The organism is Paenibacillus sp. FSL R5-0470 (assembly GCF_037975205.1).
GTDB lineage: Bacteria > Bacillota > Bacilli > Paenibacillales > Paenibacillaceae > Paenibacillus_AQ.
This window is the reverse complement of the sequence record NZ_CP150238.1, coordinates 5,199,734-5,214,064: the sequence shown is the minus strand read 5'-3', so window position 1 is coordinate 5,214,064 and position 14,331 is coordinate 5,199,734. Positions and strand designations below refer to the sequence as shown.

The window sequence follows — 14,331 nt, the reverse complement described above, 5'->3', positions numbered from 1 at the left end:
GTTTTACTGCGAAGTAAAACATAGAAGTATCGCTCCATAAAACTTTTAGGAGGTTTCATTATGAGTTCATCAAAACAAAATAGTATCGTGGCTGATATGTCACTCGCACCCGAAGGTCATTTGAAAATCGACTGGGTTCGTCAACATATGCCGGTATTGAACCGTATCCGTGAGCAGTTCGAAGCTGAGCAGCCATTCAAAGGACTAAAAGTATCTATTACGCTTCATTTGGAAGCTAAAACCGCTTATCTGGCGAAGGTAGTCAAAGCAGGCGGTGCAGAAGTAACTATTACTGGATCGAATCCACTGTCTACACAGGATGATGTATGTGCGGCGCTTGTAGAGGACGGAATTACCGTATTTGCTAAATACAACCCGTCACCTGAAGAGTTCAAAGCCCTTAATATCAAGGCGCTGGAAAGCAAACCGGATTTGATTATTGATGATGGTGGGGATTTTGCTACATTGCTGCATTCGGAGCGTCCTGATCTAATGGAGAATATTCGTGGGGGTGCTGAAGAAACAACAACCGGCATCATTCGTCTAAAAGCTCTTCAAAAGCAAGGTGTGTTGAAGTTCCCAATGGTCGCAGTAAATGATGCTTATTGCAAATATTTGTTTGATAACCGCTATGGCACAGGCCAATCCGCATGGGATGGAATTATTCGAACAACCAACCTGATCGTTGCGGGCAAAACCGTAGTTGTTGTAGGATACGGCTGGTGCGGTAAGGGTGTTGCTATGCGTGCCAAAGGTTTGGGCGCAAAAGTGGTTGTCACAGAAGTGGATGCTATTAAAGCCGTTGAAGCACATATGGACGGTTTCGAAGTTATGCCTATGCTGGAAGCTGCTAAGGTTGGTGATTTCTTCGTTACAGTAACTGGTAATCGTTATGTCATTCGCGGTGAACATTATGATGTGATGAAGGATGGAGCAATCATGTGCAATGCAGGCCATTTCGACGTTGAAGTGAATAAGCCTGAATTGTCTGAAAGATCCGTATCTCAGCGTACGGTTCGCAAAAATATCGAAGAGTACCAGCTTCGCGACGGACGTAAACTATATCTGCTTGCAGAAGGCAGACTTGTAAATCTGGGTGCTGCGGATGGACACCCTGCCGAAATTATGGATACGACCTTTGCGCTACAAGCGCTGTCGTTGAAATATGTAAATGATAATTATAAGAGCATTGGCGTAAAAGTTGAGAATGTTCCTTATGAGCTGGATGAGCAGGTAGCACGCTACAAGCTGCAAAGTCTGGGCATTAACATTGATAGTCTGACTCCAGCACAAGTGGATTATTTGGACAGCTGGAATCTGAACGATTAATTACGGAACGCACAACAATAAAGTATATTAACCAAGTGTACCTTGAACTGAAGCAACTTTTGTAAAATATAAGAGAGTATAAGTTTTACGCTATACATTATCCTTATATTTCTCGCTTAAACGCTTCGGCGTCCTTATAAGGACACCGAAGACGTTTATGCTTGAAAAGCCATGCAGCGGACAAGATTCCGATTGTATGGCTTTTTTCTGTGGCGAAATGTTTTTTGGGTAACGATCCATCTGATTTAGCAAAAAATTCCTTTCACCAGAAAAAGGTTTTTGATTTTTAATGGCGAATCTATTATGCTTAAGTGGTGAAAAGTGGGGTAAAGTGGGGATTCGGGGATTAGGGGTGGGAAAAAGGATGTTCATGGGAGAGTATCAACACAGCATTGACGACAAAGGCCGAATTATTATTCCGGCTAAACTCCGTGAATTGCTTGGAACCTCCTTTGTGACGACCCGTGGTCTAGACTCGTGTCTATTTGTTTATCCCATGGAAGAATGGGCAATCATGGAACAAAAGCTAAAAAGCCTTTCACTGATGAAATCAGATGCCCGTGCATTCAGTCGCTTTTTTTTCTCAGGCGCGACAGAATGTGTATGGGATAAGCAGGGAAGGGTAAATCTGCCGGCCAATTTAAGGCAGTATGCCAAACTGGACAAAGACTGTGTTATTCTGGGCGTTTCGAACCGGGTGGAAATCTGGAACAAAGAGCTATGGGAGCAGTACTTCGAACAGTCCGAGGAATCGTTCAACGAAATTGCCGAAAAATTGGTGGATTTCAATTTTGATCTATAAAACACAATATCGAATACTGTCCTGGAGGGATGCAGCTTGTTTCACCACATCACGGTGCTTAAAGAAGAAGCGACAGAAGGGCTGCACATCAAAAAAGACGGAATCTATGTAGATTGCACTCTCGGTGGAGCAGGCCACAGCGCACTAATTGCTTCCAAACTTAGCGGCGAAGGCCGATTAATCTGTTTGGATCAAGATGATTGGGCTCTGGAGAACGCAAAAGAAAGACTAGCTGAATACGGAGACAAGGTTGTACTCATTAAGACCAATTTCCGTGATCTGGAGAGTGTACTTAAGGATGTGCCCTTTGTACCACAAAAAGATGGCATTCCCCAAGTGGATGGAGTCCTCTTTGATCTTGGCGTATCCTCTCCCCAGTTTGATGAGGGAGAACGCGGATTTAGTTACAATCATGATGCTCCGCTGGACATGCGGATGGATCAGACAGCGCTATTAACGGCTGCTGATATTGTGAATACGTGGTCTGAGCAGGAGATTGCCCGTGTGCTTTTCCAATATGGAGAAGAGAAGTTCTCGCGGAGAATCGCTAAGAAAATTGTAGACAGAAGAGAAGAAAGTCCTGTGGAGACCACAGGAGAATTAGCTGAGCTTATCAAGGAAGGTATTCCGGCGGCTGCACGAAGAACGGGAGGACATCCCGCTAAACGTAGCTTTCAAGGTTTACGGATTGCTGTAAACGACGAGTTGGGTGCTTTTGAAGAAGGATTACATAGCGCAGTACGTTGCCTTGCACCAGAAGGTAGAGTATCCGTTATCACTTTTCATTCACTCGAGGACCGAATTTGCAAGCAAATACTAAGCAGCTATTTAAGCAGATGTACATGCCCGCCTGACTTTCCGTTTTGTGTATGTGGCGCGAAAGGCACGCTTAAGTTAATCAACCGCAAACCGCTTGTGCCTTCTGAAGAAGAGCTTGAGCTTAATACTCGAGCCCGTTCAGCTAAGCTGCGCATTGCAGAAAAATTGTAATTGACGATAAAGGAGAGTCAGAGATGGCCTATACCCGCGGCAATTTAGCAGTTCAGCCCAAAAGAAAAGAAGAGGTAAACCCCCTTTACCGCGAGAAGACAAAAGTAGTTACCAAACGAAGAGTACTTCCGCTGCAAGAGAAACTTTTGTATATGCTGACGCTAGGAGTATGCGTTTTGGTGGCTATCACCCTGATTTCACGTTACGTTCATATTTATGATTTGAACTTGCAGGCCCAGAAATTAGATAAGGATATAGCGACTGCTAAGAAGCAAATTTCCACGTTTGAGATGGAGAAGCAGAACTTGGAGCAGAAGGTTGCCCAAAAGGCAAAGGATCTTGGATACGTAGCACCGGATGAAAATGCTACAATCTTTATTCCGGCGAATCCGATATCGACAGAAGGCGATAATTAGTGAGCGATTGGCAAGATCGCAATAAAAAAATTGTGAGGTTCGCTTATGGTAAAGAGAATAAAACTTCGCACGCTGTTTATAGGAGGGTGTATTACCCTCTTTTTTCTTGTTTTGATAGCTAGAGTGTTCTGGATTCAAGTTATGGAGGGTTCAGAATGGCAAGAAAAGGCTGCTACACTTTGGGCGCACACTTCGACTATCAAAGCAGAGCGAGGAACGATTTCTGACCGTAATGGGAGTGTGCTCGCAAGTGATGTTCCTGCTTATACTGTGGTTGTAAACCCGGCAGTCATTGCTGAAAAGGGAATTGGTGATGAGGTCGTCAAGGGATTGCATGAGCTACTCGGCAAGCCAGAAGATGAGCTGCGGAAGCTGGTTGAAGCGAAAGACGAGAATGGTAAATATCTCAAGAATCGTGAGGTTCGTAACGAAGGCTGGAAGATCGATCAGGAACTTGCTGATAAGGTGAAAGAATTTTATGTAGCCCTAGGTAAAGAGCATAAAATTCAAGAGACTGGGATTGGTCTTGTTAGAGAGCAGAAACGATATTACCCTAAGGGTTCGCTTGCTGCGCATATATTAGGCTATACAGATCGAGATGGCAAGGCGATTATGGGTCTGGAAAAATCCCTGGATGAACAGCTTAAGGGAGCCGATGGCAAGCTGCTTTATCAAAGTGACGGTCAAGGGGTTAAGCTGCCGGATTCAAAAGATACCTATAAACCTGTAGTAAATGGAAGTAATTTCAAGCTTACAATCGACAGTACAATCCAGCAATATATACAAGCGGCCATGGAAAAGGCATATGCGCAATATAAGCCGAAAAGTATGAGTGTCATTGCTGCTGATCCGAATACGATGGAGATTTTGGGGATGGCGAATATGCCTACCTTTGATCCTAATAAATATATGGATACGGGTGCTGATGCAGCGGGTTTCTACAATCATGCTATCAAATCAACTTATGAGCCCGGTTCGACCTTCAAAATTGTAACACTTGCTGCAGCTGTAGAAGAGAAGCTTTTTGATCCCGTAGCTACATTTCTGTCAGGATCTATCAGAATTAAGGGATACAGTAAGGCATTACATGATATTAATCGTGCCGGCTGGGGGCAAATCAGTTTCCTGGAAGGTGTGAAGCGGTCTAGTAACGTTCTTTTTGTAAAACTTTATGAAATGCTCGGACAAGATAGACTTTTACAGTATATTGATGATTTTGGCTTTAATGGGAAGACAGGGATCGATTTGCCAGGGGAAGCCAGTGGGGTCGTTAACCCTAACCTTGGACGTCCTATCGAAATTGCTACACTTGCATATGGGCATGGTAAAGTGCTAGTTACCCCGCTTCAACAATTGGTTGCTGTATCTGCTATCGCCAATGGTGGGAAACTGATGACTCCATATGTGGTAAAAGAGGTTACGGACCCAAACACCGGAGACACTAAGGTTACTCAGCCTAGTGTAGTGCGTCAGGTGATTGATGAGGCAAGCGCCAAGAAAACCGGTGAATACTTGGAGCAGGTAGTTGCCGACCAAGTCAAAGGTACAGGACGCAACGCTCACATAGAAGGTTACCGTGTCGCAGGTAAGACAGGAACGGCTATCAAGGTTGAAGGTAAGGACTACGTGAAGTCCAAAGTACTGGTCTCCTTTATTGGTTATGCGCCTGTGAATGATCCAAAGATCGCTGTTATTGTTATTATTGATGAACCGAACGTTGAGGTTGGCGGAGGTAAAGCTGCAGCTCCTGTATTTAAAGAAATCGTATCTCAGTCTCTGCAATACATGGGAGTTCCAAAGTTAGCGACTGAAACTAGCGATAAGGATAGTAAAAAAACAGTTGAATCTGAAGCGCCTGTGCTCCGGACCACACCTGATCTGATGGGCAAAACGATGAAGGAAGCAAGAGAGACACTTCTGGATCAAGGATTTGATTTTGAAGTTGTCGGTGAAGAAGCTTCTGTGGAAACCCAATATCCAGAGGCTGGAACGAAGCTTGCTCAAGGTCAGCGTATATACCTATTAAGCAAGCAAGGGGACAAGCCTACCATTCCAAATTTACAAAAAGAGTCGCTGCGTGATGCGCTTGAGATTCTAACACTTCTAAAAGTGGAGATTGCGGTAGAAGGCGAAGGATATGTCTCGGAACAGATTGAAGGAACAAAGAACGGCAAAACATTGGTTACTTTGAAGCTGAAACCATTAAATGATAAGAGTGAAGAGGATCCTGCAACTTCGACTGCTGATGAGGGTACGGAATCGGAGAGTGGGCCATAGGCTTGTTCTAACCCCTGTTTGTCCCGAATAGTCATGAAGATAAGAGCTCATGTCTATAGGTGAAAGCGGGGGAGAACGGAATGAAGGTTTCGAAGGTCGTAACACGGCGGAGAATGTTGTGGACGCTGCTGGGACTGGCAGTGTTATTCGGTTCGCTGGTCGTGCGTCTTGGCTTTGTGCAATTATCTCAAGGCGAGAAATTAAGTGACAAGGTAGAAGATTCCTTGCGCCGCAATATTCCTTTTACAGCCAAGCGTGGTGAAATTTTGGATCGTGAAGGTATTCCACTGGCCTATAATATCAGTACGCCTACGGTTTATGCGGTGCCTGTGCAGGTGAAGGAGAAGCAAAAGACAGCGCAGCAGTTGGCGCCTCTGCTTGGGATGACCGAGGAGAAGCTGATGAGCTTGCTGACTAAAAAATCAATGTCGGTGAAACTACAGCCCGGCGGCCGCAAAATTACGATGGAACTTGCCGCGAGCATCCGTGATTTGCAGTTGCCGGGCATCGTTGTCGCTGAGGATAGCAAAAGATATTATCCGTACGGCGATCTTGCCGCGCATATACTAGGCTTTACAGGTATTGATAACCAAGGGATTACCGGGGTCGAGAACATATACGATAATTTACTTAAAGGAATAGCAGGCAATATTTCGTATTTGTCTGACGCAGGTGGAAGACTCATGCCTGGATCATCGGAGAAGTATTCTGCCCCTCAGGATGGACTTAATCTGCAATTGACGATTGATAAACAGATTCAATCCATTATGGAACGTGAGCTGGATCAAGCTATGGTAAAATATCAGGCGCAGGGTGCTTGGGCTATAGCGATGAATCCGAAGAATGGTGAAATTCTGGCCATGGCTAGTAGACCGGGTTATGAACCGGGTTTATATAAGGAATATGATCCGCAGATCTATAATCGGAATTTGCCCATTTGGATGACTTACGAGCCTGGTTCGACGTTCAAAATCATCACACTTGCTGCAGCACTGCAAGAAGGTAAGGTAGACCTGCAAAATGATCATTTCTATGATCCTGGGTTTATCGAAGTGGCGGGTGCGAAGCTGCGCTGTTGGAAAAAAGGCGGCCATGGCAGCCAAACCTTTCTTCAGGTGGTTGAGAACTCCTGTAACCCTGGTTTTGTTGCTCTTGGGCAACGGCTGGGCAAAGAAACCCTCTTCAAATATATTCGTGATTTTGGTTTCGGCAGCAAAACGGGAATTGATCTAAACGGAGAATCTAATGGGATTCTGTTCAAACTTAGTCAAGTAGGTCCGGTGGAGCTTTCGACTACGGCCTTCGGCCAAGGGGTCTCGGTTACACCTATCCAGCAGATTGCTGCGGTATCCGCGGCTATCAATGGTGGCAATCTCTATAAACCACATGTAACAAAATCATGGGTTAATCCGGAAACGGGAGAGACTGTATCAGAGGTGAAGCCTGAGCTTGTGCGGCAGGTCATTTCGGAGGAGACATCCAAGAAGGTGCGGGCAGCACTTGAGAGCGTGGTTGCCAAAGGCACGGGACGGCCGGCTTTTATAGACGGCTATCGTGTAGGTGGCAAGACGGGTACTGCACAGAAGGTTGTAAATGGACGTTATTCTCCGACAGAGCACATTGTTTCTTTTATTGGCTTTGCGCCGGCGGATGATCCGCAGATCGTTGTCTACACTGCAGTGGATAATCCGAAAGGGATTCAGTTTGGGGGTGTAGTTGCAGCTCCAATCGTGCAAAATATTTTGGAAGACTCGCTGCACTATATGAAGGTTCCTGAGCGTAGTGATCAGCTTCCAAAAACTTATAAGTATGGTGAAACTCCGATTGTGACCGTGCCTGACCTTACAGGTGCAACCGTACAAGATATCTATGAGGATTTAAATATGAATTTTAATCTGGCGCGTTCAGGCTCTGGCAATACGGTCATCAATCAAGCTCCGAAAGCTGGGGCAAGAGTAGAACAGGGCTCAACCATCAGGATTTATATGGGAGCTTCTAGTGAATAATGATAAAGGTATAAGGGTTCAGTTTGTATCCGAAAATGTAGAGTGAGGGATTACTATGAAAGTTAATGAAATATCTGCTTGTCTTGCTACTTCGCGTCTATATGGGGACGGGGAGGTGGAGATTACTGATCTTCAGACGGATTCCCGCCGTGTAAGTCCGGGTGATCTGTTTATCTGTTTACCGGGTCACACCGTAGACGGACATAAATTTGCGCCGCAAGCCGTAGCCTCTGGAGCATCTGCTATCGTATGTGAGCATAAGCTAGAGCTTGATATCCCACAGATCGTTGTGGATGACTGCCGTTTTGCGATGTCTGTCATGTCGAATGCATTCTTTGGCTCACCTAGCAGCCGAATGAGAATGATCGGGGTTACGGGTACAAACGGGAAGACAACTACGACTTATCTTATTGAGCGAATTATGCAAGACCAGAATATGAAGACGGGTCTGATTGGGACCATTCAAATGCGCTATGACGGCAAAAGCTACCCTATGTCAGGCACCACTCCAGAATCGCTAGATCTGCAGCGCTCGCTTCATGATATGGCCTCCAAAGGTGTGGAATGTTGCGTCATGGAAGTCTCCTCCCATGCGCTTCAGCAAGGACGTGTGAAGGGTGCGGACTTCCGTACAGCAATATTTACGAACTTAACCCAGGATCATCTGGATTATCATCATACAATGGAGGAGTATCGGGCGGTTAAAGGTCTATTCTTCTCTAGACTAGGAAATGTGATCTCTCCTTGGAAAGAAGAACGCAAATATGCGGTGCTTAATGCTGATGATGAGGCGAGCCACTATTTTGCAACCCAAACTGCAGCGGAAGTGATTACATATGGCATTGATAACAACGCTAATGTCCGAGCTTCGCAAATCTCGATCACTGCAAAAGGAACTTTTTTCCATGTAGATACGTTTAAGGGTGAGACGGACATTTCGCTTCGTATGGTTGGTAAGTTCAATGTCTATAATGCACTTGCGGCGATTACGGCAGCGTTGTTGGAAGATGTGTCACTGTCAGATATCAAGACTAGTCTTGAGGCGATTGATGGGGTAGCTGGACGGGTAGAGTCAGTAGATGAGGGGCAAGAATATGCCGTTATCGTTGACTATGCACATACACCAGACGGGCTGGAAAATGTATTAAGAACGGTCTGCGAATTTGCTACAGGTAAAGTGCTTACTGTGTTTGGCTGCGGAGGAGACAGAGACCGCACGAAACGTCCTTTAATGGGTAAGATAGCTGCAAAATATAGCGACATGATATTCGTAACCTCTGACAACCCTCGGACGGAGGACCCTGGGCTAATTCTGAAGGATATAGAAGCAGGACTAGTAGAGGATGGAGTCACCTCTGACCGGTATCATATGATTGTTGATCGCCGAGAAGCAATTGGGAAGGCTATTGAAATGGCAAGCTCTGGCGATGTAGTATTGATTGCGGGGAAAGGTCATGAGACCTATCAACTGATTGGCGGAGTGGTTCACGATTTCGATGACCGCATCGTCGCTAAAGAAGTTATAAGGGGTCGAAGCTATTGATTACAAGAACACTGGGACAAATTGCTGTGATGTGCGCAGGGGAACTTCCTGCTGCCGAAGCTATGAATATACCACTTACGGGCGTCGTTACTGACTCCCGTAAGATAACTACAGGTTGCCTGTTTGTTCCTCTAACGGGAGACAAATTTGACGGTCATCATTATGCAGCTACAGCTATGGCTGCTGGTGCTGCAGGGACCATATGGCAGCGTGATAAAGGTCCTGCGCCTGAGGGTGGCGGAGTCATAATTGTTGAAGATACGCTAGAGGCGCTTCAGAAGCTGTCCGCTGCGTATTTAAATGAGGTCGCTCCGAAGGTTGTCGCAGTTACGGGCAGTAATGGCAAAACAACGACAAAAGATATCATTATGGCCTTGCTCGAAACGCAGTACAAGGTGCACAAGACAGAAGGAAACTTCAATAATCATATTGGTCTTCCGCTCACGATTCTATCCATGGCTGAGGATACAGAGATTGCAGTGCTTGAAATGGGTATGAGCTCGCGGGGAGAAATTGCTCTGCTGGCTTCTTTGGCTGCACCAGATGTTGCAGTCATTACTAATGTAGGTGAGTCACATCTGCTGCAACTGGGATCCCGCAAAGAAATCGCCCGTGCCAAGCTGGAAATAGTCGAAGGGCTAAAGCCAGGTGGACTGCTAATTTATAACGGTGATGAACCGCTGCTGACTGAGGTAATGCAAGAGTCCACTTTTGAGGCTCCGGAGGGGATGGTGTCCTTCCGTTTCGGCCTGAACGGAGATAATGATGATTATCCGACTGGGATGATGTCCCATAGTGGTGGTATGACGTTTACGTCAAGCCTTCATAAGGAACATGCTTTTACATTACCGCTGCCAGGCCAGCATAACGTTGTTAACGCGTTGGCTGCACTAGCGGTTGCTCGCCATTTTGGAATTACAGAACAAAATGTAGAGAATGGGTTAAGTAAGCTTAAGTTGACGGGCATGCGGATTGAAGTGATTCGGACTTCTTCCGGGCTTACACTTTTGAATGATGCTTATAATGCGAGTCCGACTTCTATGAAGGCGGCCATTGATGTGCTTCAAACTATGAAATGCAGTGGCAAAAAAATCGCAGTACTGGGGGACATGCTGGAACTTGGGCCGGATGAAATACAGTTTCATAAAGAAATTGGCTACTACCTAGACCCCGCAGTGACTGATTTTGTATATACCTATGGTCCATTGTCAGTCCATATTGCAGAAGCTGCAAAGGAAAGATTCGGAAACGAGCGTGTGCTGGCTTTTACGGATAAGTCAGAATTAACAGCCGTCCTTATCGAGAAAAGCAGTTCCAAGGATATTGTACTATTCAAAGGATCTAGAGGGATGAGGCTTGAGGAAGTGCTTCAGAGCCTTAATAAAGAGATTAAAGAGACCTAAAAAAATGGAGGGGGTGCACCCATGGATTATCAACTATTGTTATTGACTATTGCTGTTTCCTTTATCCTTGCGGTCATTGCCGCTCCGCTCTTCATTCCGCTACTGCGCAGGATGAAATTCGGACAGCAGGTGCGAGATGACGGACCGCAATCCCATTTAAAGAAAGCGGGAACGCCGACGATGGGCGGTATCGTAATCATCGTGGCTTTTACATTGGCTTATCTGAAATTTTCCGTGGTGAATAACGATTTCTACGTACTACTAGTGGCTACGCTTGGTTTTGGACTGATCGGATTTTTGGATGATTATATCAAAATCGTATTCAAGCGTTCTTTGGGCCTTACGGCGCGTCAAAAATTGTTCGGGCAGCTGTTGGTAGGTGCTGTGATGTGCGGTCTGCTGATTTCTGCAGGACATAGCACAAGTATCAGCGTTCCGGGTACTGATTTCAGCTTTGACTGGGGCGGCTTTTTCTACTATCCATTCATTATTATTATGATGATGGCAGTAACGAATGCTGTTAACTTTACCGATGGAGTAGATGGTTTGCTGTCTGGAGTAAGTGCTATTGCTTTGGCAGCTTATGCTGTTGTAGCGATGCAGGCTACGTCAATTGCAGCTGGCGTGTGTGCAGCGGCAATGATCGGGGCCGTTCTTGGATTTCTGGTCTTTAATGCCCATCCGGCTAAGGTGTTCATGGGAGATACCGGTTCATTTGGTATTGGCGGCGCGATAGGTGCGATTGCTATTGTCACAAAGAGCGAACTGCTGTTTTTAATTATTGGCGGTGTGTTTGTGGTGGAAATGTTATCTGTCGTGATACAGGTGGTTTCTTTCAAAACCCGTGGCAAGCGTGTATTCAGAATGAGCCCGATTCACCATCATTTTGAACTTGGTGGCTGGTCGGAATGGCGTGTGGTAATTTCGTTCTGGGCGGTAAGCTTGATATTAGCCGCTGTTGGACTATTTATTAGCAAGGGGTTGTAGCGAATGAAACATCCAGATATGTATCGTGGTGAAGAAGTTGTGGTTCTTGGGCTCGCAAAAAGCGGTGTCCAGGTTGCTAAAGTGCTGCATGATCGAGGCGCTGTAGTTACGGTGAACGATAAAAAGGAAAGAGATCAAAGTCCCGAAGCTTCCGAATTGGAATCTTTGGGAATTTGTGTTATAAGCGGTGGGCATCCGGATGGACTGATTCATGAAGGTGTAAGTCTGGTCATTAAGAATCCAGGCATTCCTTATTCTGCGCCTCCTGTGCAAAAGGCTCTTGAGCTTGGCATTGAAGTAGTTACAGAGGTAGAGGTTGCTTACCGTCTTTGTGCAGCGCCGATGATTGGCATCACGGGATCCAATGGCAAGACGACAACGACGACCTGGGTAGGTCAAATGCTGGACGCTGCAGGTATGAATCCGATTGTTGCAGGTAACATTGGCACGCCTCTCTGTGAGGCTGCGCAAGAAGCTACAGAGGATAACTGGATGGTGGTCGAACTCAGCAGCTTCCAGCTCAAAGGTACGGAGACTTTCCGCCCCAAAATAGGTTGTTTGTTGAATATTGCGGAGACCCACCTGGATTATCATGGGAGCATGAAGGATTATGTCGATTCCAAAGCAAAGCTGTTCGCCAATCAAGTAGATACGGATACGGCTGTGCTGAACTGGGACGATCCTTTTTGCCGGGAACTTGTGCCGTATATGAAAGCAACTATTCTTCCATTCTCTATGTCCGAGGAGCTCACTCATGGTGTGTTTGTTAGCCCATCCTATATTACGGGTCAAGATGACGATCTGATGCGCCGCATCATCTATCGCGAATCTGCAGACCAAGAAACAATCATTGCTGATGTAGATTCCATTAGTATTCCGGGACGTTTCAACGTGGGAAATGCACTGGCTGCATGTGGAATTGCCATTGCTGCTGGAGCTGACCCCTCTTTATTGGGTGAAGTGCTTGCTTCATTTCGCGGTGTGGAGCACCGGCTGGAGTATGTGGCTGATAAGGCTGGAGCCACTTATTATAATAACTCCAAAGCAACAAACTCCAAAGCGACGATTATGGCATTAACGTCCTTTGAGCGCCCTGTAGTGCTGATCGCTGGTGGATTAGACCGTGGTTCCGATTATTTGGAGCTGCTGCCTGTCCTGAGCGGACGTGTTAAAGCGCTAGTGGCGTTAGGGGAAACTAAGGACAAGCTAACGAATGTAGCGCAGCTGGCAGGATTAAAGCAGATTATCTCCGTCGATAATGGGGAGAGTGCCGCTGCCGTGCTTGAGCAAGCTGTGCAGGAAGCTTCCGCTCTGGCGGAAGAAGGAGATATCGTTCTTTTGTCTCCTGCCTGTGCAAGTTGGGATATGTTTACATCCTATGAAGAGCGCGGGCGTATTTTTAAAGAGGCGGTGCATAACCTTTAAGTAGGGGGGTGGATAAGCCCCATCCCTACTACGGATGCAAGAGGTGTGCTCCTGATGAACAAAACTCGTCATGCTCCCGATATTTGGTTGCTGATTCCTATTCTATCTTTGCTGGTGATCGGCATGGTGATGGTATACAGCGCCGGGTCCGTTCTGGGCTTCCGCAATTATGGAGATTCGTTTTACTTTGTAAAAAGACAGCTTTTGTTTGCAGGACTAGGACTAATCGCAATGTTCGTTACGGCGAATACCGATTACAGGGTGCTGAAAAAGCTGGCTAAGCCGGCACTTCTGATCTGCTTTTTCTTACTTGTTATTGTGCTTATCCCTGGTATTGGTGTAGTACGCGGGGGAGCGCGCAGCTGGCTAGGAATTAGCTCCTTCGGGATCCAGCCTTCCGAATTCATGAAGATGGGGATGATTCTATTCTTAGCCAATTGGCTAGGAAAAGAGGAATACGACATCACTTCCTTCACACGCGGCTTGCTCCCACCACTTGCGCTTATTGGGTCAGCCTTCGCGCTGATCATGCTCCAGCCGGATTTGGGTACAGGTACCGTCATGTTTGGTGCAGCCTTGATGATGGTCTTCACAGCAGGGGCTAGAATGAAGCATTTACTTTCACTTGGAGTAGCTGGTGCGGCAGGGTTTGTTGCTTTGATTGCAGCAGCGCCTTACCGGTTGCAGCGGATTACCGCTTTTCTTGATCCTTGGTCCGACCCCCTTGGTGCAGGCTACCAGATCATTCAGTCGTTATATGCGATTGGTCCTGGTGGACTCGGTGGCCTTGGATTAGGAATGAGTCGGCAGAAGTACAGCTATGTACCTGAGCCACAAACAGATTTTATTTTTTCTATATTGGCCGAGGAGCTGGGGTTTATCGGTGGTTTGGCTGTGTTGATCCTATTTCTTATTCTAATCTGGCGCGGGATGAAGGTGGCGATGAGTCTACCTGACCGTTTTGGAAGCTATCTGGCCGTTGGCATCGTCTGTATGGTGGCTGTGCAAGTCATTATTAATATTGGTGTTGTTATTGGTCTAATGCCTGTAACGGGCATCACGCTTCCTCTGATTAGCTATGGCGGATCTTCACTTACACTGATGCTAACATCCCTTGGCATTCTATTGAACTTATCCCGTTTTGCGAGGTGAA

The 14,331-nt window shown here is 46.3% G+C and carries 11 protein-coding genes; all 11 read left to right on the top strand.

Annotated features, from left to right (window positions below):
* Window positions 1-57 precede the first annotated feature (57 nt).
* Complete coding sequence (locus MKY99_RS23105; RefSeq protein ID WP_188114736.1) at window positions 58-1,329, top strand: adenosylhomocysteinase; 1,272 nt, start codon at window positions 58-60, stop codon at window positions 1,327-1,329.
* A 364-nt stretch (window positions 1,330-1,693) separates the two neighbouring features.
* The gene (gene mraZ / locus MKY99_RS23100; protein ID WP_036683674.1) at window positions 1,694-2,131 is read left to right on the top strand and encodes a division/cell wall cluster transcriptional repressor MraZ; all 438 of its coding nucleotides are present in this window, start codon (window positions 1,694-1,696) and stop codon (window positions 2,129-2,131) included.
* Window positions 2,132-2,167: 36 nt separating this feature from the next.
* A complete protein-coding gene (rsmH, locus tag MKY99_RS23095) occupies window positions 2,168-3,121 on the top strand; it encodes a 16S rRNA (cytosine(1402)-N(4))-methyltransferase RsmH (RefSeq protein WP_042190866.1) in 954 nt (317 codons plus the stop codon).
* Between the two features lie 23 nt (window positions 3,122-3,144).
* On the top strand, window positions 3,145-3,537 hold the full coding sequence (locus tag MKY99_RS23090; RefSeq protein ID WP_076284765.1) for a septum formation initiator family protein: 393 nt from the start codon (window positions 3,145-3,147) through the stop codon (window positions 3,535-3,537).
* A gap of 111 nt (window positions 3,538-3,648) precedes the next feature.
* Window positions 3,649-5,814 (top strand): penicillin-binding transpeptidase domain-containing protein, encoded by a 2,166-nt coding sequence (locus tag MKY99_RS23085; RefSeq protein WP_339266555.1) that lies wholly within the window; start codon window positions 3,649-3,651, stop codon window positions 5,812-5,814.
* An 80-nt stretch (window positions 5,815-5,894) separates the two neighbouring features.
* Window positions 5,895-7,820 carry a stage V sporulation protein D gene (locus tag MKY99_RS23080; protein ID WP_076299654.1) on the top strand — a complete coding sequence of 642 codons (1,926 nt, stop codon included), beginning with the start codon at window positions 5,895-5,897 and terminating at the stop codon, window positions 7,818-7,820.
* 55 nt (window positions 7,821-7,875) lie between these two features.
* Window positions 7,876-9,363 carry a UDP-N-acetylmuramoyl-L-alanyl-D-glutamate--2,6-diaminopimelate ligase gene (locus tag MKY99_RS23075; protein ID WP_339266553.1) on the top strand — a complete coding sequence of 496 codons (1,488 nt, stop codon included), beginning with the start codon at window positions 7,876-7,878 and terminating at the stop codon, window positions 9,361-9,363.
* A complete protein-coding gene (murF, locus tag MKY99_RS23070; protein WP_339266551.1) occupies window positions 9,360-10,766 on the top strand; it encodes a UDP-N-acetylmuramoyl-tripeptide--D-alanyl-D-alanine ligase in 1,407 nt (468 codons plus the stop codon). Before MKY99_RS23075 ends, murF begins: the two co-directional genes overlap by 4 nt.
* Window positions 10,767-10,787: 21 nt before the next feature.
* The gene (gene mraY, locus MKY99_RS23065; RefSeq protein ID WP_042190854.1) at window positions 10,788-11,753 is read left to right on the top strand and encodes a phospho-N-acetylmuramoyl-pentapeptide-transferase; all 966 of its coding nucleotides are present in this window, start codon (window positions 10,788-10,790) and stop codon (window positions 11,751-11,753) included.
* Between the two features lie 3 nt (window positions 11,754-11,756).
* A complete protein-coding gene (murD, locus tag MKY99_RS23060) occupies window positions 11,757-13,178 on the top strand; it encodes a UDP-N-acetylmuramoyl-L-alanine--D-glutamate ligase (RefSeq protein WP_339266549.1) in 1,422 nt (473 codons plus the stop codon).
* Window positions 13,179-13,232: 54 nt separating this feature from the next.
* Window positions 13,233-14,330, top strand: a complete 1,098-nt coding sequence (gene spoVE / locus MKY99_RS23055) for a stage V sporulation protein E (RefSeq protein WP_339266547.1) — start codon at window positions 13,233-13,235, stop codon at window positions 14,328-14,330.
* Window position 14,331: the final 1 nt, after the last annotated feature.

Bases quoted from the DNA above. Each gene is read 5' to 3' on its own strand.
- MKY99_RS23080 (WP_076299654.1), top strand. From the start codon at position 5,895: ATGAAGGTTTCGAAGGTCGTAACACGGCGGAGAATGTTGTGGACGCTG.
- murD (WP_339266549.1), top strand. From the start codon at position 11,757: ATGAAACATCCAGATATGTATCGTGGTGAAGAAGTTGTGGTTCTTGGG.
- mraZ (WP_036683674.1), top strand. From the start codon at position 1,694: ATGTTCATGGGAGAGTATCAACACAGCATTGACGACAAAGGCCGAATT.
- MKY99_RS23090 (WP_076284765.1), top strand. From the start codon at position 3,145: ATGGCCTATACCCGCGGCAATTTAGCAGTTCAGCCCAAAAGAAAAGAA.
- mraY (WP_042190854.1), top strand. From the start codon at position 10,788: ATGGATTATCAACTATTGTTATTGACTATTGCTGTTTCCTTTATCCTT.
- spoVE (WP_339266547.1), top strand. From the start codon at position 13,233: ATGAACAAAACTCGTCATGCTCCCGATATTTGGTTGCTGATTCCTATT.
- MKY99_RS23075 (WP_339266553.1), top strand. From the start codon at position 7,876: ATGAAAGTTAATGAAATATCTGCTTGTCTTGCTACTTCGCGTCTATAT.